Origin of the sequence: Bradyrhizobium sp. USDA 241 (assembly GCF_049739505.1) — a bacterium.
GTDB classification, from domain to species: Bacteria; Pseudomonadota; Alphaproteobacteria; order Rhizobiales; family Xanthobacteraceae; genus Bradyrhizobium; species Bradyrhizobium liaoningense.
Window position 1 is genome coordinate 3,083,591 of record NZ_JBMGPZ010000005.1, and the last position, 21,201, is coordinate 3,104,791.

A 21,201-nucleotide genomic window follows, 5' to 3' on the forward strand; every position below is an offset into this window, starting at 1 on the left:
CCTTCCTGCGACGATCACACGAAGGGCGGCTTGATATTGCTGCGCTTCTCCAGCCACTCCGGCACCGGCAGGTTCTTCGCCCGCATGAAGTCCGCGTTGAACAGCTTCGACAGATAGCGGCTGCCGGAATCGCACAGCACGGTGACGATCGTCTTGCCGGGCCCGAGCTGCTTGGCAAGGCGGATCGCGCCGACCACGTTGATGCCGGTGGAGCCGCCGAGGCACAGGCCTTCGTGCTGCAGCAGCTCGTAGATCGCGCTGACGGCTTCGGCATCGGGAATGAGATGGGTATCGTCGACCTTGGCTGTCTCGACGATCGCAGTGGCGCGGTTGAGGCCGATGCCCTCGGTGATCGAGCCGCCGGGCGTCGCCTTGGCCTCACCGGTCCTGAAATATTCGTACATGCCGGCGCCGTGCGGATCGGCGCAGGCGATGCGGACGTTCTTGCTCTTCTCTTTCAGATAACGGCTGACGCCGGCCAGCGTGCCGCCGCTGCCGACCGAGCAGACGAAGCCGTCGACCTTGCCGCCGGTCTGCTCCCAGATCTCGGGGCCGGTGGATTCGTAATGCGCCTTGGCATTGTCGAGGTTGTTCCACTGATCGGCAAACAGTACGCCGTTCGGCTCGGTCTTGCGCAGCTCGTCGGCGAGCCGCCGGCCGACATGCTGGTAGTTGTTGGGATTGGCATAGGGCAGGGCCGGCACCTCGATCAGCTCGGCGCCGCACAGCTTCAGAAAGTCCTTCTTTTCCTGGCTCTGCGTTTCCGGAATCACGATCAGGGTGCGGTAGCCGCGCGCGCTCGCCACGACCGCGAGCCCGATGCCGGTATTGCCGGCCGTCGCTTCCACCACGAGACCCCCGGGCTTGAGCTCGCCGCGCTTCTCAGCCTCCAGGATCATCCATTTGCCGGCGCGGTCCTTGACTGACTGGCCCGGATTCATGAACTCGGCCTTGCCGAGAATGGTGCATCCGGTCAATTCGGAGGCGCGCTTCAGCTTGATCAGCGGGGTGTTGCCGATGGCTTCGACAACGTCGTTTCGAATGGTCATGTCGGGGGAAATCACTGGCAAGGGGTTGATCAGCTTTGGCCAGAACCTAGTGCTTGGGAAGCCAAAGGGGAAGGCTTTTGCGCTGCGGCGAACCGGACCGAAACGCCCGCCCAAACAGTGATATTCCGAGCGGCGAGACCGGCGGTGATGCGCTCGGCCGCGAGGCGGGAGACCGGTAGGAGGAAATCACCGAATGCCGTCGGGGGACGAAACGATAGCGCGCGTCATGAGCGGTCTTGCGACCAATTTTTGCCAGGGACGAGACGGGTCGAAATCGAGGAGCGTGGGCAGCGCGTGGAAGGCCGAAGAAGTATCGGCGCGATGGACGGAATCGATTTCGGCATTGACGGTCTTGTGATGTGCTTCGAAGGCGCGACTGGGCCGAAGCTGCGTGGTGTGCAGTCAAATTGAAGCTTAGGAGCCGGTGTGGCTGCAATATCACATGAAATCTTGGTAAGCTTGATCGCGTTTCCCGACGTCACGTAGTGAGAGAAGTCTCTGCGAGACAGGCATTTTTTGTATTCCTGTCAGTTTCGCGCCCGCTCGTTGGCACGGGCATCTCGCAACTGCGACACTGTCCCCCTGTTCCGTGCCCGGCTAGTATGAAGCTCGAGGTTCCGCAGAAAGCATCGCCTGTGAACGAGTTGCCGAAAGCCCCCCCACCGTCCTGCCGCGAATCGGCTAATCCCGCGGCGGGGTGGCGGCTCGATCTGCCCGGCGGGGGGTGGATGTGACACAACATGTTCCGGCGATCGCCATGTGGCGATCATTGCGCTCCGCGTCCTGGACGCGTCGTGCGGCGCGCTGGCTTGCGGTGCTGAGCCTCTCCACCGGTTCAGGCGCTTGCGTGCTGACGCAGGATCTGCCCGACCCCGCGCTCGATGTTCCCGCGCAATACAAATATGCCGGGAAAGGGGATGTGCCGCCGTCACTGGATTGGTGGCGCGGCTTCCGCTCAGCGGAGCTGACGCAGCTGATGGTGGAGGCACAGACCGTCAACCTCGACATCGCCGCTGCCGTTTCGCGCATCGTCCAGGCCGACGCCCAGGCGCGGCAGGCGGGCGCGGCGCTGCTGCCGAGCCTGTCGACAGCCGGGTCGGAAACCTATTCGCGCACCTCGGGTTCGAGCGCCTCCGGTCTGTCCATCGGCGGGCGCGAGGTCGTCAATTATTCGGCCTCGCTCAGCGCGAGCTATCAGCTCGACTTCTGGGGCCAGAACCGCGACGCGCTGCAGACGGCGGAGGAGACCGCGAATGCCAATCGTTTCGATCGTGACACGGTCGCGCTGACGACGCTCGCAGCGGTCGCCAACGCCTATTTCCAGGTGCTTGCCTCGCAGGACCGCATCAGGACCTCACAGCGCAACATCGCGAGCGCGCAGCGCATCCTCGATGCGGTCAGGGAGCGCCGCAGGGCCGGCACCGGCACCGATCTCGACGTCGCCCAGCAGGAGAGCGTGCTGGCGAACCAGAAGGCCCTGGTGCCGCCGCTGCGCCAGACGCTGGACCAGAACGTCAACGCGCTCGCCGTGCTGGTCTCGCGCCCGCCGGAAAGCGTGCGCGTGCTCGGCGGCTCGCTGGACCGGATCGCGATCCCACGCGTGACGCCCGGCCTGCCGTCGGAGCTGCTGACGCAGCGGCCCGACATCCGCCGGCAGGAGGCGCAGCTCGCCTCCGCCACCGCGAACGTCGGCAATGCCCGCGCGCAGTTCTTTCCGACCATCCAGCTCACCGGCAATGGCGGCTATCAGAGCTCGGCGCTGGTCTCGCTGTTCCAGCCGCACGCGGCCTTCTTCCAGCTCGTCGGCAGCGCCACGCAGCCGATCTTTGACGGCGGCCGGATCCTCGGCAATTTCGAATTCGCCAAGGCGCGCCAGGACGAGCTGCTCCAGACCTACCGCAAGACCATCGTCCAGGCCTTTGCCGACGTCGACAATGCGCTGTTCTCGATCAAGCAGACCACGATCCGGCTGCAATTGCAGCGCGACGTCGTCGCAGCCTCGCGCCGCGCCTTCGATCTGTCGGAGCAGCAATTGCGCGCCGGCACCGCCGACATCGTGACCGTGCTCAACACCCAGCTGACCCTGTTCCAGGCGGAAGACGTGCTGTCGCAGGCGCAACTCGCACGGCTTCTTGCCATCGTCAGCCTGTACCAGGCGCTCGGCGGTGGTTGGGAGCCGCGAATGGAGAAAACCGGTCAATGCTCTTTAAGCCGGATACGAAGCAGGGCGCGGAAGAGGGGACGGCGAAAAAATCGCGCGGCCGCGGCTTCGTCATGACCCTGATCACGCTCGCGATCCTGGGCGGCCTTGGCTATCTCGGCTGGATCGTCACGCATCAGCAACAGGCCAACAACCGCAACCAGCGCCCCGATCTGCCGGTGCCCGTGCTGGCGGCGAGCCCGCGCATCCAGGACGTGCCGGTTTATCTCGACGGCGTTGGGGCGATCCGCGCGCTCAACACCGTGACCGTGCGCTCGCAGGTCGACGGCAAGCTGATCGCCGTCAACTTCACGGAGGGCCAGGACGTCAAGAAGGGCGACGTGCTCGGCGAGATCGATCCGGCGATCTATCAGGCGCAGTACGACCAGGCGGTGGCCAAGAAGGCGCAGGACGAGGCCCAACTCGCCAATCAGCGCATCGATCTGGCCCGCTACGAGCAGCTCGCCGCCTCCAATGCCGGCTCCAAGCAGCAGGCCGATACCCAGCGCGCGCTGGTGGCGCAGACCGAGGCGCTGGTGAAAGCCGACCAGGCTGCGATCGACAACGCGGCCGCGACGCTGAGCTACACCAAGATCGTGGCGCCGATCTCGGGCCGGGCCGGCCTGCGCCAGGTCGATCAGGGCAACATCGTCCACGCCTCCGACACCACAGGTCTCGTGGTGATTACGCAATTGCAGCCGATCGCGGTGTGGTTCAGCCTCCCGCAGCAGCAGATCATGCGCGTCAACGCGGCCGCCGCAAAGGGCACTCTCGCCGTCGACGTGTTCGGAAATGACGGCACTACCGTGATCGACACCGGCAAGCTCACCGGCATCGACAACCAGGTCGACCAGACCACCGGCACGCTCAAGCTCAAGGCGGAATTTCCGAACGCCCACTACCAGCTTTGGCCTGGCCAGTTCGTCAATGTCCGCCTCAAGGTCGAGACCTTGACGCAGGCGCTGGTGGTGCCGACCTCTGCGGTGCAGCGCGGTCCGATCGGGACCTTCAGCTACGTCATCGGCGAGGACAACATCGTCTCGGCCAAGCCCGTGACGGTGACCCAGCAGAACGAGCATGACGCCGTCATCGCCAGCGGCCTCTCGCCGACCGACAAGGTCGTCACCACGGGCTTTGCCAATCTGTCCGATGGCTCCAAGGTGATCGTGGGCCGCGACGACCAGACCCCGTCAGCCGATCTCGCGCCGCGCAAGCGCTCGCGCGGGCCGGACGCCCTGAAGAAGGAGGGTGCCAAAGAGGGCCAGAAGGACGGCCAAGGCAAGGACGGCGAGTTCCGCGCCAAGCGGAAGAGCAGCGAGGGCGACCAGAAGGGACAGACCGGGCCGGCACCGGGGCCGGGAGCATCGGGAAGTGGAGCGAAGCAGCCATGATCCCGACAACAGCCGCTTGAAGCGGCAGGCAGCTCCCATGGGTGTCTCCGAACCCTTCATCCGACGGCCGATAGCGACCTCGCTGCTTGGCATCGCGCTCCTGATCGGCGGGCTGCTGGGCTATTTCGCGCTGCCGGTCTCGGCGCTGCCGCAGGTCGATTTCCCAACCGTGCAGGTGACGACGCAGCTTCCGGGCGCCAGCCCCGACGTGATCGCCTCGCTGATCACCGCGCCGCTGGAGCGGCAGCTCGGCCAGATCCCGTCGCTGTCGGCGATGAATTCGACCAGCTCGTTCGGCGTCAGCCAGATCTCGCTCCAGTTCGACCTCAACCGCGATATCGACGGTGCGACCCAGGACGTGCAGGCCGCCATCAATGCCGCGGCCGGCGTGCTGCCCAAGACGCTGCCTTATCCGCCGACCTACGCCAAGGTGAACCCGGCGGATGCGCCGGTGATGACGCTGGCGCTGCGCTCCGACACGATCTCGTTGCGCGTGATGAGCGACATCGCGGACACCATTCTGGCGCAACGCTTGAGCCAGATCTCGGGCGTCGGACGGGTCTCGGTGCTCGGCGGGCTGAAGCCGGCAGTGCGCATCCAGGCTGATCTCGCGCGCCTTGCGGCCTACGGCATCGCCATGGAGGATCTGCGCACTGCGATCGCCAATGCCAATGTCTCGGGGCCGAAGGGCTCGCTCGACGGCGCGCAGCAATCCTACATCATCGCCGCCAACGACCAGATCGCCGCCGCCGACGCCTACAGGCCGGTCATCATCGCCTATCGCAACGGCTCGCCCGTCACCATCGGCGACGTCGCCCAGATCGTCGACGGCCTCGAGAACGACCGCACCGGCGGCTGGTACCAGGGCACGCCGGCGGTCATCATCGACATCCAGCGCCAGCCCGGCGCCAACGTCATCGACGTCGTCAGCCAGATCCGCGCCGAGATTCCAAAGGTCCAGCGCGCGATCCCGGCCGGCGTCAACCTCACCATCGTCTCCGACCGCACCGTCACCATCCGCGCCTCGGTGCGCGACGTGCAGTTCACGCTGGTCCTTGCCGTCGTGCTGGTGACGCTGGTGGTGCTGCTGTTCCTGCGCTCGCTGCGCGCCACGCTGATTGCCGGTGTTGCGCTGCCGCTGTCGCTGATCACGAGCTTCGGCATCATGTATTTTGCCGGCTTCAGCCTCGACAATCTCTCGCTGATGGCGCTCACGATCGGCACCGGCTTCGTCGTCGACGACGCCATCGTCATGATCGAGAACATCGTCCGCCACATGGAGAACGGCGATAGCGCGATGGAGGCCTCGCTGAAGGGCGCCAGCGAGATCGGCTTCACCGTGATCTCGCTGACAGTGTCGCTGATCGCGGTCTTCATTCCGCTGCTGTTCATGTCGGGTCTCGTCGGGCGCATGTTCCGGGAATTCGCGTTGACGCTGACCATCGCGGTCGTAACGTCGGCGGTGGTCTCGCTGACGCTGACGCCGATGATGTGCTCGCGCCTGCTCAAGCACGCCCATGAGGAGCTGGCAGTGCCGGGCTTGGCCGCGATCAGCCGCTTCATCGATCGCACGGTCGATGGCTATCACAGATCGCTTTTGTGGGTCCTCGAACGCCAGCGCGCCACGCTGGTCGTGACCTTCGCCACGCTGATCGCAACCCTCGTGCTCTATGTCGTCGCGCCCAAGGGATTCCTCCCGCTGCAGGACACCGCCTCGATCACGGCGGTGACGGAGGCTGGGCCCGACGTGTCGTTTGCGGAGATGAAGAGACGGCAGGCCGAGGCGGCGGACGCCATCAGGGCCGACCCCGACGTGGTCGGCGTGGTCTCGGTGATCGGCGCGGGCTCGGTCAACCCAACCACCAATGTCGGCCGGCTCGTCATGAGCCTGAAGCCGCGCGGCGAGCGGCGTGACGACATCACGGGCGTCGTGGCCCGGCTGAAGGAGCGGGTATCAGGCATTCCCGGCATGACCGTCTATTTCCAGCCGGTGCAGGACGTGCAGATCTCGACCCAGTCGAGCCGCTCGCAATACCAGTACACGCTGACCGGCACCGATGCGACGCTGGTCTCGGAATGGGCGCGCAAGCTGGTTGCGGAGATGCGGCGCGATCCCTTGTTCCGGGACGTCTCCTCCGAGGCGCAGGAGGGGGGCTTGCGGGCCCAGCTCGATGTCGACCGCACCCGCGCCGGCCAGCTCGGCGTCAGCCTTCAGGCCATCACCGACACGCTCAACGACGCCTTCGCCCAGCGACAGATCTCGACAATTTACGGGCAGGCCAACCAGTACCGCGTGGTGCTGGAGGCGCTGCCGATGTACCAGCGCGATCCCTCGATCCTGTCGAAGCTCTATCTGCCCGGCGCCGCCAGCACCACCGTCGGCGCGCCCAACGCGCAGGTGCCGCTGTCGGCCGTGGCGACGCTCAAACGGACAACGGCGCCGCTCGCGAACTCGCACCAGGCGCAATTCCCGTCCGTGTCGCTCAGCTTCAACCTCGCGCCGGGCGCGGCGCTCGGCGATGCCGTCGGGGCCGTGAAGACGATCGAGACCCGCATCGGCATGCCCAACAGCATCGTCGGCGTCTATGCCGGCGATGCCGCCGAATTCGCCAAGGCGCTCGCCGGACAGCCCTGGCTGCTGCTTGCCGCCGTGATCACTATCTACATCGTGCTTGGCGTGCTCTATGAGAGCTACATCCATCCGATCACGATCCTCTCGACGCTGCCCTCGGCCGGCGTCGGTGCGATCCTGGCGCTGATGCTGTGCGGTCAGGATCTCTCGGTGATCGGCCTGATCGGCATCATTCTCCTGATGGGCATCGTCAAGAAGAACGCGATCATGATGATCGACTTCGCGCTGGAGGCAGAGCGCGGGCAGGGCATGTCGCCGAACGAGGCGATCGTGCAGGCGTGTCTTCTGCGCTTTCGTCCCATCATGATGACGACGCTGGCGGCGCTGTTCGGCGCGCTGCCGCTCGCGATCGAGAGTGGCACCGGCGCCGAGCTGCGCTTCCCGCTCGGCATCTCCATCATCGGCGGCCTGCTGCTGAGCCAGCTCCTGACGCTCTACACCACCCCCGTGATCTATCTCGCGCTCGACCGCATCAACCGCCGCCTCGAGCAGGCGCTGCCGCCCGCCGAATCCGGCGGGCCGCCGGTCGCCGGCGCGACCGAGGGGATGCAGTGATGGCATCGATCTCGGAGCCCTTCATCCGCCGGCCGGTCGCGACCACGCTGCTGTCGATCGGGTTGTTCCTGCTGGGTGTCGTCGCCTACCATTTCCTTCCCGTCGCCTCGGTTCCGAACGTCGACTTTCCCGCCATCTTCGTCTCGGCCAGCCGGCCCGGCGCCGATCCGTCCGTGATGGCGGCCACGGTGGCGTCGCCACTGGAACGGCGGTTGGGCGAGATCGCCGGTATCAACCAGATCACCTCGACCTCGACCCTCGGCACCACCAGCATCCAGCTCCAGTTCGACATCGGCCGCAATATCGACAAGGCCGCACGCGACGTGCAGGCGGCGATCAATGCCGCGATGGTCGACCTGCCGAGCGACCTGCCGACGCTGCCCCGCTTCCGCAAGGCGAACACGGCCGGCGCGCCGGTTTTCGTGCTGGCGCTGACCTCGAAGACGCTGTCGGCAAGCGCGATCTACGACGTCGCCGATACCGTGCTGGCGCAGCGCATCTCGCAGGTGCCGGGCGTCGGTGACGTCACCGTGTCCGGTGCCGACCAGCCGGCCGTGCGGGTACAGCTCAACCCCGTGGCGCTGTCGAACGCCGGTATTGCCACCGACGACGTCCGAACCGCGATCATCAACGCCAACCCGCTCGGTCCCGTCGGCATTTTCGAAGGCGAGCGTCAGAGCGAGACGCTGGCGCTCAATCGGCAGATGCGCACCGCGAAGGAGTTTCGCGACATCATCATCAAGAGCTCCAACGGCAATTTCGTGCGGCTCTCGGACGTCGCCGACATCGAGGATTCCGTCCGCAACGCCCGCTTGATCGCCTGGTTCAACAAGCAGCCGGCGGTGCTGATCCAGATCACCAAGCAGGGTGATGCCAACGTCATCGACACCGTCGACAGAGTGAAGGCGCTGATCCCCGCGCTGAAGCAGTGGATACCGGCCGGCGTCGAGGTCTCCACTTTGGTCGACCGCACCGGCACGATCCGCGCCAGCGTGCTGGACATGCAGTGGACCCTGCTGGCGACCGCGTTCCTGGTGATGGCCGTAGTGTTCGTGTTCCTGCGACGGCTGACCCCGACGATCGCGGCCGGCATCTCGGTGCCGCTGGCGCTGGCCGGCACCTGCGCGGGCATGTGGGTCGCGGGCTTCTCGATCGACAATCTGTCGCTGATGGCGCTGGCGATTTCCGTCGGCTTCGTGGTCGACGACGCCATCGTCATGATCGAGAACATGTACCGCAACCTCGAGCATGGCATGCGGCCGTTCCGGGCGGCACAGGAGGGCGCGAAGCAGATCGGCTTCACGGTGGTCTCGATCAGCCTGTCGCTGATCGCGGCGTTCACGCCGCTGATCTTCATGGACGGCATCGTCGGGCGCCTGCTGCGCGAGTTCTCGCTGACGCTGACCTTCGCCATCCTGGTCTCGACGCTGGTGTCGCTCACGGTCACGCCGATGATCTGCGCCCATTACATCCGGCAGACCACGTCCGGCACCGCGACCCTGTTCGACCGCGTCGTCGAGGGCTCGCTGTCGCGCCTCGTCGCCTTCTACGCCCGCACCTTGCGCACCGTGCTGGAGTTCCCGCTGCTGACGCTGCTGGTGTTCTTCGCCACCATCGCGCTCACGGTGACGCTGTACATCAAGGTCCCCAAGGGCTATTTCCCGACGGACGATTCCGGTTTCATCATCGGCGCGACGCGCGCCTCGGCCGACATCTCGTTCCAGTCGATGCTCGGCCTGCAGCAACGGCTGGCCGACATCGTGATGCAGGATCCGGCCGTGGCCGGCATCGGCTCGACCGTCGGCAGCGGCGGGGGACCGGGCGGGGCGACCTCGAACCGCGGCACCATGTTCATCAGCCTGAAGCCGCCGGAGGAGCGCGACCACGTCTCGACGCAGGTCGTGATCGACCGCCTCAGGCGCGCGTTATACCCCGTGCCCGGCATCCGGCTCTTCATGTTCGCCGCCCAGGACGTCCGGGCCGGCGGGCGACAGAGCGATTCCGATTACCAGTACACGCTGACCAGCACCGATCTCGGCCTGCTGCAGAAATGGGCGCCGATCGTGGCCAAGCGCATGGAGAGCGTGGAGGGCATCACCGACATCTCCAGCGATCGCGACCCTGGCGGGCTTCAGCTCACGCTTTCTATCGACCGCCAGAAAGCCTCGGCGCTCGGCGTCAGGGTTCAGGACATCGACAACGCGCTCAACAATGCGTTCGCGCAGCGGCAGATCTCGATCATCTATACCCAGCGCAACCAGTACATGATCGTGCTGGAGATCGACCCGAAATTCCAGGTCGATCCCTCCAACCTCGACCGCATCTATGTCGCCGGCGCGGGCGACGCGCAGGTGCCGCTCTCGGCCGTGGTGCATGCGACGCGCGGGCTCGCCGCGCTGGCGGTCTATCACTCGCAGTCGTTCCCTTCGACCACAGTGTCGTTCAACCTGCTGCCGGACGTGCCGTTGCAGGCCGCGACGCAGAACATCCAGCGCGCGGTCGAGGAATTGCACATGCCCGAGGGCATTCGCGGCAGCTTCGACGGCAATGCCGGGGACTTCGCCAGGACCAGCGGCCGCCAGCCGCTCCTGATCCTCGGCGCGCTGGTCGCGATGTATATCGTGCTGGGGGTGCTCTACGAGAGCCTTGCCCATCCGCTCACGATCATCTCGACACTGCCCTCGGCCGGACTCGGCGCGCTGCTCGCCCTGCAAATCACCAACACGCCGCTGACGGTGATCGCCTTCGTCGGCATCATCCTGCTCATCGGCATCGTCAAGAAGAACGGCATCATGATGGTGGATTTCGCGCTCGACGCCGAACGCCGGCGCGGCCTGTCCTCGGCGGAGGCGATCTTCGAGGCCTGCCAGGCGCGCTTCCGTCCGATCCTGATGACGACCATGGCGGCGCTGTTCGCCGGCATTCCGCTCGTGGTGGCGACCGGCCCCGGCACGGAGCTGCGCCGCCCGCTCGGCATCACCATCATCGGCGGCCTGTTCGTCTCGCAGATCCTGACGCTCTACACCACGCCCGTGATCTATCTCCTGATCGACCGCCTGCGGCGCCGTTCCGAGCCGCGTCCGCTGGCGGCACCGGCGGAATAGGTTGTTGAAGCTCCGCGCGAAGCGTATAGCGCGCCCATGTCGAACCCAGCAGATACGGCCGTTGCCGATCCCATTCCCGAATGCCCGCACTGCCAGAAGCCGATGCCGCTGTGCATCTGCGACAGCGTCACCCCGATCGAAAACCGGCTGTCGCTCCTGATCCTCCAGCATCCGCAGGAGCAGGACAGGGCGCTCGGCACCGCGCGGCTGCTTGCCAGGCATTTCGCCGATGCCACGGTGAGGGTCGGCTTGTCCTGGCCGAGCCTGTCCAAGGCACTGGGGCGGCCGGTCGAGAACGCCTCGCACTGGGCCGTGCTCTACCTCGGCTCGGCGCGGGCGGCCGATCTCGAGGCCGAAGGCGAGATCGTCGCGCTCAACCGCAAGGGTGAGGTCGCGGAGAACCAGCGCGCGATCCTCGGCAAGCTCGAGGGCGTGGTGCTGCTCGACGGCACCTGGAGCCAGGCCAAGGCGCTATGGTGGCGCAATCCGTGGATGCTCAAGTGCCAGCGCGTGATCCTCAATCCGGCGCACCCCTCGCGTTACGGACGCCTGCGTCGCGAGCCGCGCAGCGACGGGCTCTCGACCATCGAGGCCGCGGCGACGATCCTCGCCGGGCTCGAGCGGCGTCCTGACATCGCCGACACGCTGCATGCGAGTTTTGAGCGGCTGTTGACCCGATACCGCGAGGTCCAGGCCGAGATGCCGGAATTGGCGCCCAAACCGGCCCCGAAGGGCCGCCGGCGCGACTTCCGGCGTCGCAAGCGCGCCTGACTTCGATCCACATCGGAAGAGCCCCGTCGTTCCCACAGTCGGACGAAGGCGGTTGCCTAAACGCTTCATCCCCTATATTGCTCCGCCCTTACGGGGCCACGTGGCGGAGTGGTTACGCAACGGTCTGCAAAACCGTGTACACCAGTTCAATTCTGGTCGTGGCCTCCATCATAAAGCTCTGGATTACTTGCTAAATCCCTTCATCGGCGGTTCGGCGCATCGCCCTGCTGGCGGATTGCCAGCCTTCATCTGTCGGCTTTTGAGCGGCCGCATTCTACCTTCCGCCAGTTCCAAACAGGGCCGGCTATCACAGCCGCCGGTATTGTCGGGTGGGTTCTTCCGCGCCATCTTCGTAACGCCGAGCGCGAGCCCGCCAGCGCGAGGGCGCTACAAGGTGCAGTGAGGGCTGACACCGGATTTGTCCGGGCCCCGCGCAAACCTGCGGCTTAGGCCCGCTGGCATAGACTTCGCATCGGTCAGCTGAAATGTCCGATCAATCGAGCGCTGGAGAAGCTGTGGGCGAGATCGTCCGATTTGTTCCGAAATCCGAGCTGGAGCGGGCTCGCCTCATTCGTGAGGCGCGTGCGATCTATGACAGCATCTTTCCGCCGGCGGCACCCGACCGGGCGCCGCAGGACGGCGAGGAACGCGTCAAGAGTTGATCGTGGTCGCCCGGCCCGGGCTCGATAATGCCAAACCGCGCGCGAGGGGCCGCATCCGGTCAGGCGAAAGCGCCCTCAGCAGGCCGCGCCGTCGGGAAAGGGCAGGAGGGGCCAAGCGCCCTCGTTGTCATTGGCGGCCTTCGGAGTTGTCCTGGACGTCGCGTCGAAACTCCACGAGCGGGGCACGAATTCCTCCTCCGGCGCGGGAGCCAGATCTTCAAGGACCATGACGTCCCGGACGGCATCCAGCAGCAAGTTGAATTCGGCTTCGCTCATCACACCCTCCGGAACGCGGATGAGGCAATGTCGCAAAGCCGGCTTGTCTTCGGATTGACCCGATCGCTCGCATTTTAACGATCCGGCGATCGGGACCCGATTGGTTAGCGATTCCTGAAAAAGTCCCGCGCGAATCCTACGTGCCGCCACGGCCTCGTTGGTGTGAAAGAGATCACATCCCCACTGGCTTATTTCTCCGAGCTCTTCGCACCAAAGTCGCCCGCCGCAGGCCAGGCGGGCAGGGCAGAACGGAGCAGCGACGGGCCTGCACCCCTGACGTTTACCGCCTCTGCGCCGGCGAAATCCCCAACGTCCGCGCCTTCACGGCCTGCTTGCGCCGCAACCGGTCCAGCCTCAGCGAAGCCTGCCGCGGTGTTCGACCAGGCCGGCGGCTGAGTTGTGCGGCCTGTGGGTTTGTGCGCAGCAAGTACCTCGCACGGCCTGACGAATCCGGCATAGTGAGCCTGTGGATATGCTGCGGACAGGCTGTGGAGGGCCGGTGGATTTGCTGCGAATGCCGACCGTAGATGCTTCTGTTCGACGCCGCATCTCCATCGGTAAATGTCACATCTCTGTCAAATCACCTCACCAAATGATTCTCTGATCGGATAGTTTGCTGCGTCAGCCGGGATCATTTGGTTCTCCCGAATTCGAAAATCCCGCCCCGCACCGCTTCGTGGCCTGCGAACAGTTTTTGTGCAGCCGTCTGCCCAAACGCCGGGCGCACTCCATCCAATTTTTTGTACGTCCGCGGACAAGCTTTTCGCGGCGCACTCCCGCACGCTTCCGCCCCGATCACTGGACCATGGCAGGCGCCATGACATTTCAGAGGAGCTGGCGATCGGTTGGGCCCCAGGCGCGGCGGGGATTGGCGCGCGCATCATTGCCAGGGCTCAAGCTCATGCTCGGCGCCGCCATTGCTCTCGGACTCGTCGTCGCCGCACCGCTGAGCGCGCAGGCCGCAGCGCCCGCCGCCTGCGCCGCGCTTCAGGAAAAGTATCCGGACTGGAAGGGCAAGACGCTCGTCAACGCCATCAACCCGCACACGCCGGGCTATGAGACGATCGATCCCAAGGATCCCAGCAAGTATATCGGCTTCGACATCGATCTCGGCGAAGCCATCGGCGAATGTCTCGGCTTCAAGCTGACCTACAAGGCGGTGACGTTCGCGGCGCTCCTGACCACGCTCGCCGCGGGACAGGCCGACATCGTGATCTCCGATATCTACGCCACCAAGGAGCGCGCCAAGGCCGCCGACTTCATCACCTACTCGAAGGTGTTCGATGGTGTCCTGGTCGCCAAGGGCAATCCGAAGGGCATCAACGGCATCAACATGTCGCTGTGCGGCGCCGCTGCTGCCGAAAACACCGGCTATGTCGAGGTGCCCCTGATCCAGGCGTTGATCCCGGAGTGCAAGAAGGCCGGCAAGCCCGAACCGACCATCCAGCTCTACGACAACAACGCCAACTGCATTCAGGCGATCCTCGCCGGCCGTGCCGACACCTACATCAACGACGTCAACACCGTCGACAGCGCCGTAAAAGCCTATCCGGACAAGCTGGAGAAGGCGATCGCGGTGACGATCCCATATTCCGTCGGCATCGCCGTGCCCAAGAACAAGCCGAAATTCCGCGACGCCGTGCTCGCCGCGCTGATCGAGGTGCAGAAGGCCGGCACGCACATGGAGCTTCTGAAGAAGCTCGGGCTCGATGTGAACAACTTCATGGAGCCGGAAATTCTCACGGCCGACTGATGTCGCTGTTCCTCCACTACCTGAGCATGCCGTATCTGCTCGCGGGCATCGAGCTCACCCTCGAGGTGACTGCCCTCGGGCTCGGCGGCGGATTGATCCTCGGATTGATCCTCGCCGGCATGCAGCTCTCCCGCTTCTGGCCCCTGGCGGCGATCGCCAGGGCCTATACCGTGATCTTCCGCGGCACGCCGCTGATCCTTCAGATGGTGTTCGCCTACGACGCGCTGCCGCATATCGGCATCAAGCTGCCGGCGGTGCTGGCCGCCGGCCTCGCGCTCGCCTGCAACGAGGCGCCGTTCATCGCGGAGATGCTGCGCGCCGGCGTGCTCGGCGTCGACCGCGGGCAGCTGACGGCCGGCCAGGCGCTGGGCATGACGCCGTCGGTGCTGATGCGCAGGATCATCGCGCCGCAGGCCATCCGCACCATGATCCCGGCCTTCGGCAACGAGGCGGTGAGCGCGCTGAAGAATTCCTCGCTCGCCTCCGTCGTCGCGGTGCAGGAGCTGACCTTGCGCTCGACGCAGCTGGCGTCCTCGACCTTCGATTTCTTCTCGATCTTCTTCGCCTCGGGTCTGCTCTATCTCGTGCTGACCGCGACCATCAGCGTCATCCAGCTCTTCGTCGAATGGTGGCTCGATCTCGACCGCACCACGCGCCGCGAGCGCAAGCTCGCCGATTATCTGCCCTGGCGCCGCGTCGATCTGGTCTCCAAGGTCGAACTCGCAGATGCGACCGTCGCCGATCCCGAGCCCGCGCCAGCAGAGCTCGCGGCCACCCCGCCGCTGGCCCTGACGCGCGAGGAGCGCGCCCGCCGCGCCGCGACGATCGCGCGCAACAATATCGCGGTCGAAGTGAAGGACCTCACCAAGAGCTACGGCCCGCAGAAGGTGCTCGCCGGCCTCGACCTCACGGTGCGCGTCGGCGAAGTGGTCGCGCTGCTCGGCCCCAGCGGCTCCGGCAAGAGCACGCTGCTTCGCTGCATCAACCACCTCGAGAACTGGGACGCCGGCACCGTGCGCGTCGGCGGCCGACGCCTCGGCTTCAGCGAAAATGGCAAGCCGCTGTCGCCGCGGTCGATCGCCAATGAGCGCGCCAGCGTCGGCGTCGGCATGGTGTTCCAGCAGTTCAATCTGTTTGCGCATCTGTCGGCGAAGGAGAACATCGCCGGTCCCCTGCGCTGGGTTCACGGCATGACCCGCATCGACGCCGACCGCCGCGCCGCCGAGCTGCTCGACCGCGTCGGGCTCTCGCATCGCGCCCACGCGCTGCCGCGGCATCTGTCCGGCGGCCAGCAGCAGCGCGTCGCCATCGCCCGCGCGCTGGCGCCGAACCCGAGCGTGCTGCTGCTGGACGAGCCGACCTCGGCGCTCGATCCGGAGCTGGTCAACGAGGTGCTGGAGGTGATCCGCCGCCTCGCCATCGACGACGGCCTCACCATGATCATCTCGACGCACCAGATCCGCTTCGCCGACGAGGTCGCCGACCGCGTCGCCTTCCTGAGCGGCGGCGCGATCATCGAGGAGGGGCCGGCGCACGAGGTGCTCTCCAATCCCCGCAATCCGCTGACGGCGCGATTCCTCAGCGTGATGGAAGCCGACAAGACTCCGGAGGCGGTGCGATGAGCGGCGCATCCGCAAGGTTCAAGACTCCCGAAGAGGCCACCTCATGAAGCATGTCACGCTGCCGGTTTCGCCGAAAAACGTCCACTGGGGCTATTTCTCCAAGACAGTCGCGCCGGCCCTGACGCTGCGATCAGGCGATCGTGCCACCATCGAGACACTGACCCATCATGCCAATGACGATTACGAGCGCATGATCCAGGGCGATCCCGGCGTCGAGAGCGTGTTCCAGTGGACGCGCGAGCACAAGGCTGTCGCGCGCCGCGGCTCCGGCCCGACGGATGGTCCGTTCATCCGCGGCGCAGGCGAGGGGATCGGCGTGCATTTGCTCACCGGACCGGTCGCAATCGAAGGCGCCGAGCCCGGCGATATCCTAGAAGTGCGCATCCTCGACGTCCGGCCACGGCCGAGCTGCAGCGCCTGCCATGCCGGCCGCTGCTTCGGCTCCAACGTCGCAGCCAATTGGGGCTTTCACTATCACGACCTGATCGAGGAGCCGAAGCCGCGCGAGGTCGTCACCATCTTCGAGCTGGACACCTCCGGCGAGCCCTACGCGAAGGCGGTCTACAACTATGTCTGGACGCCGCAGACTGACCCTGACGGCATCGTGCATCCGACCATCGACTATCCCGGCGTCCGGGTCGATCACGCCACCATCAGGAAGCGCGAGAACATCCTCTCCAGCGTGAAGGTGCCGGCGCGACTGCATTTCGGCACGATGGGCCTCGCGCCGTCGGAAGCCGATTTCGTCAGCTCGATCCCGCCGAGCTACACCGGCGGCAACATCGACGACTGGCGCATCGGCAAGGGCGCGCGGATGTTCTATCCGGTTGCCGTCCCCGGCGCCTATTTCTCGGTCGGCGATCCCCATGCCGCGCAGGGCGACAGCGAGCTCGGCGGCACCGCGATCGAGACCTCGCTGACCGGCGACTTCGAATTCATCCTGCACAAGAAGGCCGATCTTGCCGGCACCAGCCTCGAAGGCCTCGACCACCCGATGCTGGAGACCGACCACGCCTGGTCGTTCTACGGTTTCACCTATCCGAACTATCTCGCCACGCTCGGCGCCGATGCACAAACCGAGATTGCCAATCACTCGAGTCTCGACCGTGCGATGCGCGATGCGTTCAGAAAGCTCCGCCGCTTCCTGATGACCGTGCATCGTCTCAGCGAGGATGAGGCGATCTCGCTGATGTCGGTGGGGGCCGATTTCGGCGTCACCCAGGTCGTCGACGCCAATTGGGGCGTCCACGGCACGATCCGCAAGAACATCTTCCGGTGCGACTGAACCTCTCCACGTCGTCCTGCTCTAACGCTTTGAAGAGCAGCCCGTTTTTCAGGATGGGATGGTGACCGACGAACCTCGTCTCCGGCCCATTGCGGCAACGGATGACCGCGTGCGTCTGGCACGGAGGTTGCTTCGATCGACTGCAATCTGGGTCGATCCGATGAGCTTCCGCCCGTTCACGAGCGAGTCCTACGCGCAAGACGACCGCCCAGAAGCCTGGCGGGACGTGCTGGCCGCGGTCGGCCTGCAGCCGGCGGGTGGCCACAGTGTATTGGACGGACACGCGACCGCGTCGCACCGGCACGCCGCAGGCGTCGCGCTGACGCGCATGGCTGCGGGTGCGCAGAGCGTCGTTCCGCTCTCACGAGCTAGCGAAGACCTTCCCATCGCGCTGATGCCGGTCGAGGATGGCATGGTGCTGAAGAGCGCCGGCAGTCATCGTATCGTTCCCGTCGGTCATCTCGTGCTGTTGCCGCGCAGCGGCGATTGGAGCATCGTGTTCCAGCGCGACATGCGCGCCATCGTGCTGTCGGTGACATCGGAGGCGCTGCACGGGCGCCTCTCGGGAAAGCCGCGGCTCGGCGGGCCCCGCGTCGTTCCGCCCAGCGGCTTTGCCGACGTCTTCTCCCGTCTGCTCGATGCCACTGCACGGACCCTCCACACCCTGAGCGATCCCGAATGGAATTCGGTCGCGCAGTCCTTCGTCGATCTGCTGCTGACGCTGGTGCATCAGCTGGCGTCGTCGGCCTCCGATGCTGGATCGAGCGCGACGCAGGCCGCGCTGCTGCACCGGATCTGCCAGACCATCGAGCGTCGCCTCGACGACCCCGATCTGGTGCCGGCGCGCGTCGCGCAGGCCGAGGGAATTTCCGAACGTTACCTGCAAAAGATGTTCGAGACGGTCGGGGATAATTTCACCCACTACGTTCGCGAGCGTCGCCTCCAGCGCGCCTGGGCCGACCTATCCAACCCCACCGAGGCGCATCGCTCGATCTCGGAGATCGCCTACGCCTACGGTTTTGGCGACTCCGCGCATTTCAGCCGCGCCTTCCGGCATCGCTTCGGCCTGCCGCCGCGCGAGTTTCGCCAGCAGGAGGCGGAGCGCGCGACGGCACAGCACGGCGTCGCCGGCCAGCGCGGCTGGCCGCAGGAGGCCCTGGCGCAGCTTCGCGTCCATCAGAGCGTGGAGACGCGTAGCAGCGTCGCCTGCGCCGGCGCCGAGGCGCGCACGACCGCCGAACGCCGTCACCACCATCTCCCGGTCGAGGCCAGCCGCGTCCATTGGGGTTATTTCAGCCGCTCGCTGCCGCCGCAGATCGAGATCGCCTCGGGCGACACCATCACCATCGAGACGCTGACGCAGCACGCCTCCGACGATCCCGAGTTGATGATCGCCGGCGATGCCGCCGCCGAAAGCGTGTTCGGCTGGACACGGGACAGGAAGAACGTTGACCGCCGCGGCGCAGGGCCCATGGATGCCAGCGTATTCGGCCGCGGTGCCGGCGAGGGCTTTGGCGTGCACATCTGCACCGGACCCGTCGCTGTGAAGGACGCCCAGCCCGGCGACGTGCTGGAGGTGCGCATCCTCGACATCGTGCCACGGACGAGCCGCAATCCGAACCATGCGGGCCGCGTGTTCGGCTCCTGAGCTATGCGGGAAACTGGGTGATGACGGAATGAGATAGGCGGCGTATCGAGGCGGGTGTCGAGCCTGCCAGAACCTCAAGGAGAGCGATACGCCATGAACGAGCATAGCAACATTGTCCCACTGCGTCAGCCCGATGAGATCGACGATCCACTGACGAATATTTTGCGATCTGGAGCTCGGCAGCTGCTTGCGCAGGCTGTCGAGATGGAAGCCGAGGCGTTTCTCGCCGCGATGAAGGGCTTGAAGCTTCCCGATGGCCGCGACCGCCTCGTGCGACACGGCCATGGTCCAGTGCGGACGATCCAGACGGGGATCGGCGCCGTCGAAGTCGCCCGGGTAAAGATTCGCGATCGCGCGGTGACCAGCGATGGCGAGCGGATCCGCTTCACCTCGGCGATCCTGCCGTTGTGGGCACGGCGCACGAAGAGCTTGGATGCACTTTTGCCGGTTCTGTACCTGCGAGGCATCTCGACGGGCGACTTCCAGGAGGCGCTGGCGGCGCTCTTGGGCAAGGATGCGCCGAATCTTTCTCCGGCGGTGGTTTCCAGACTGACGACGGAGTGGCAGCTCGAGTACGAGCGTTGGCAGAAGCGCGATCTGTCGGCGCGCCGGTACGTATACGTGTGGGCGGACGGCGTCTTCCTGCAGGCTCGCATGGAAGACCACAGCGAATGCATGCTGGTGCTGATCGGCGCGACGCCGGAAGGCAAGAAGGAACTCATCGGCTTCCAGGTCGGCGTGCGCGAGAGCACGCAGAGCTGGCACGAACTGCTCGTCGAGGCGAAAACCCGAGGGCTGAAGATCGCCCCGGAAATCGCCGTCGGTGACGGCGCGCTCGGCTTCTGGAAGGCGCTCGACGAGGTCTTTCCCGCCACGCGACATCAGCGGTGCTGGGTGCACAAAACCGCGAATATCTTGAACAAAGTCGCAGTGTCGGTACAGGCCAGCATGAAGAAGGATCTGCGCGAGGTCTATTTGGCGTCCAACCGAGCTTCGGCCGAAGTGGCGATCGATGTCTTTGCCGAGAAATACGGAGCGAAGTACGACAAGGCGGTCGAGTGCCTGACGAAAGATCGCGACGCAATGCTTGCGTTCTACGAATTCCCCGCCGAGCATTGGGACCACTTGCGGACGACGAATCCCATCGAAAGCGTGTTCGCGACGGTCCGGCACAGAACGGTGCGCACGAAAGGTTCGTTATCGTCAACGACTGCCAAGTTGATGGTGTTCAAGCTGCTCTGCGCCGCATCAAAGACCTGGCGGCGGCTGAAAGGCACAAATCAGTTGCCGAAGGTCAGCGCAGGTGTCAGATTCGAAAACGGCATCGAGGTCATCCAAGTGCCGGAAAACCACGCCGCCTGATCGCCTCGTCACCCAAAATCCCGCATAGCTCTCGGCTCCTCCGTCGCGGCGTGGTGGGGCTATCACTACAACGAGTTTCTCGGTGGTCCCAAGCCGCGCGAAGCGGTTACCATCTACGAGATTTTCGACGACGCCGAGGTGCCGCACGCCCGTGCGCTCTATTCCTACCGCTGGGAGCCGCAGACCGATCCGTTTGGCGTCGTGCACACCACCTACGATTACCCCGGCGTTCCCGTCGCACCCGCCACGAACAAGCGCCGCCATGGCGTACTCGACGGCATCAAGATCCCCCTGCGTCCGCATTTCGGCGTGATCGCTGTGGCGCCGCGCGAGGTCGATTTCGTCGATTCCGTGCCGCCATCCTATTTCGGCGGCAATCTCGACAATTGGCGGCTGGGGAAGGGGGCAGCCGTGTATCTTCCGGTCTCGGTTCCCGGTGCGCTGCTGTCGGTCGGCGATCCCCATGCCGCGCAGGGCGACGGCGAGCTCAGCGGCACCGCAATCGAGTGCTCGATGACCGGTACCTTCGAGGTGATCCTGCACAAGAAGGCCGATCTCGCCGGCCAGCCCTTCGCCGATCTCTCTTACCCCCTGATCGAGACCGAGACCGATTGGGTGCTGACCGGCTTCAGCCACCCGAACTATCTCGCGGAGTTCGGCGCCCAAGGGCAGAGCGAGGTCTACGCCAAGTCCTCGCTCGACCTCGCCATGAAGGACGCGTTCCGCAAGATGCGGCGCTTCCTGATGAACGTCAAAGGCCTCAGCGAGGACGAGGCGATCGCGCTGATGTCCGCCGCCGTCGATTTCGGCGTGACGCAGGTGGTCGACGGCAATTGGGGCGTGCACGCCATCCTCAGCAAGCGCCTGTTTCAGGACGCATCTTAACAAGGA

11 protein-coding genes, 1 tRNA gene and 3 pseudogenes are annotated in these 21,201 nt (G+C 65.5%); 13 read left to right on the forward strand and 2 right to left on the reverse strand.

Annotated features, from left to right (window positions below; all coding sequences use genetic code 11):
• Positions 1-14: 14 nt before the first annotated feature.
• A complete protein-coding gene (locus tag ABIF91_RS36885) occupies positions 15-1,049 on the reverse strand; it encodes a cysteine synthase A (protein ID WP_028176411.1) in 1,035 nt (344 codons plus the stop codon).
• A gap of 724 nt (positions 1,050-1,773) precedes the next feature.
• Here ABIF91_RS36885 and ABIF91_RS36890 point away from each other — a divergent pair.
• The 7 genes and pseudogenes from ABIF91_RS36890 (at position 1,774) to ABIF91_RS36920 (ending at position 12,364) form a co-directional block, all read left to right on the forward strand.
• A pseudogene (locus tag ABIF91_RS36890) lies at positions 1,774-3,259 on the forward strand (efflux transporter outer membrane subunit).
• The gene (locus ABIF91_RS36895) at positions 3,249-4,640 is read left to right on the forward strand and encodes an efflux RND transporter periplasmic adaptor subunit (RefSeq protein WP_028176409.1); all 1,392 of its coding nucleotides are present in this window, start codon (positions 3,249-3,251) and stop codon (positions 4,638-4,640) included. The pseudogene ABIF91_RS36890 and the gene ABIF91_RS36895 overlap by 11 nt, the downstream one beginning before the upstream one ends.
• Before the next feature lie 37 nt (positions 4,641-4,677).
• Positions 4,678-7,827 carry an efflux RND transporter permease subunit gene (locus ABIF91_RS36900; protein ID WP_424579687.1) on the forward strand — a complete coding sequence of 1,050 codons (3,150 nt, stop codon included), beginning with the start codon at positions 4,678-4,680 and terminating at the stop codon, positions 7,825-7,827.
• Positions 7,827-10,931, forward strand: coding sequence for an efflux RND transporter permease subunit (locus ABIF91_RS36905; protein ID WP_028176407.1), 3,105 nt, complete (start codon positions 7,827-7,829; stop codon positions 10,929-10,931). Before ABIF91_RS36900 ends, ABIF91_RS36905 begins: the two co-directional genes overlap by 1 nt.
• A gap of 36 nt (positions 10,932-10,967) precedes the next feature.
• A complete protein-coding gene (locus ABIF91_RS36910) occupies positions 10,968-11,702 on the forward strand; it encodes a tRNA-uridine aminocarboxypropyltransferase (RefSeq protein WP_028176406.1) in 735 nt (244 codons plus the stop codon).
• 94 nt (positions 11,703-11,796) lie between these two features.
• A tRNA-Cys gene (locus ABIF91_RS36915) sits at positions 11,797-11,870 on the forward strand.
• Positions 11,871-12,217: 347 nt separating this feature from the next.
• A complete protein-coding gene (locus tag ABIF91_RS36920) occupies positions 12,218-12,364 on the forward strand; it encodes a hypothetical protein (protein WP_162832026.1) in 147 nt (48 codons plus the stop codon).
• Positions 12,365-12,439: 75 nt separating this feature from the next.
• On the opposite strand, the gene ABIF91_RS36925 is transcribed toward ABIF91_RS36920, so the two are convergent.
• Positions 12,440-12,640, reverse strand: a complete 201-nt coding sequence (locus ABIF91_RS36925) for a hypothetical protein (RefSeq protein ID WP_424579688.1) — start codon at positions 12,638-12,640, stop codon at positions 12,440-12,442.
• 901 nt (positions 12,641-13,541) lie between these two features.
• Between ABIF91_RS36925 and ABIF91_RS36930 the strand changes: the two genes are divergently transcribed.
• The 6 genes and pseudogenes from ABIF91_RS36930 to ABIF91_RS36955 all read left to right on the forward strand — a co-directional run.
• Positions 13,542-14,393: an ABC transporter substrate-binding protein gene (locus tag ABIF91_RS36930; protein WP_424579847.1), complete on the forward strand. Its 852-nt coding sequence runs from the start codon at positions 13,542-13,544 to the stop codon at positions 14,391-14,393.
• On the forward strand, positions 14,393-16,015 hold the full coding sequence (locus ABIF91_RS36935) for an amino acid ABC transporter permease/ATP-binding protein (RefSeq protein ID WP_028176403.1): 1,623 nt from the start codon (positions 14,393-14,395) through the stop codon (positions 16,013-16,015). The genes ABIF91_RS36930 and ABIF91_RS36935 overlap by 1 nt, the downstream gene beginning before the upstream one ends.
• A gap of 43 nt (positions 16,016-16,058) precedes the next feature.
• Positions 16,059-17,300 carry an acetamidase/formamidase family protein gene (locus tag ABIF91_RS36940; protein ID WP_028176402.1) on the forward strand — a complete coding sequence of 414 codons (1,242 nt, stop codon included), beginning with the start codon at positions 16,059-16,061 and terminating at the stop codon, positions 17,298-17,300.
• 160 nt (positions 17,301-17,460) lie between these two features.
• Positions 17,461-18,945, forward strand: a pseudogene (locus ABIF91_RS36945) (helix-turn-helix domain-containing protein); the annotation flags it as partial.
• A gap of 96 nt (positions 18,946-19,041) precedes the next feature.
• Positions 19,042-20,310, forward strand: a complete 1,269-nt coding sequence (locus tag ABIF91_RS36950) for an IS256 family transposase (protein WP_014497957.1) — start codon at positions 19,042-19,044, stop codon at positions 20,308-20,310.
• A 30-nt stretch (positions 20,311-20,340) separates the two neighbouring features.
• A pseudogene (locus tag ABIF91_RS36955) lies at positions 20,341-21,195 on the forward strand (acetamidase/formamidase family protein); the annotation flags it as partial.
• Positions 21,196-21,201: the final 6 nt, after the last annotated feature.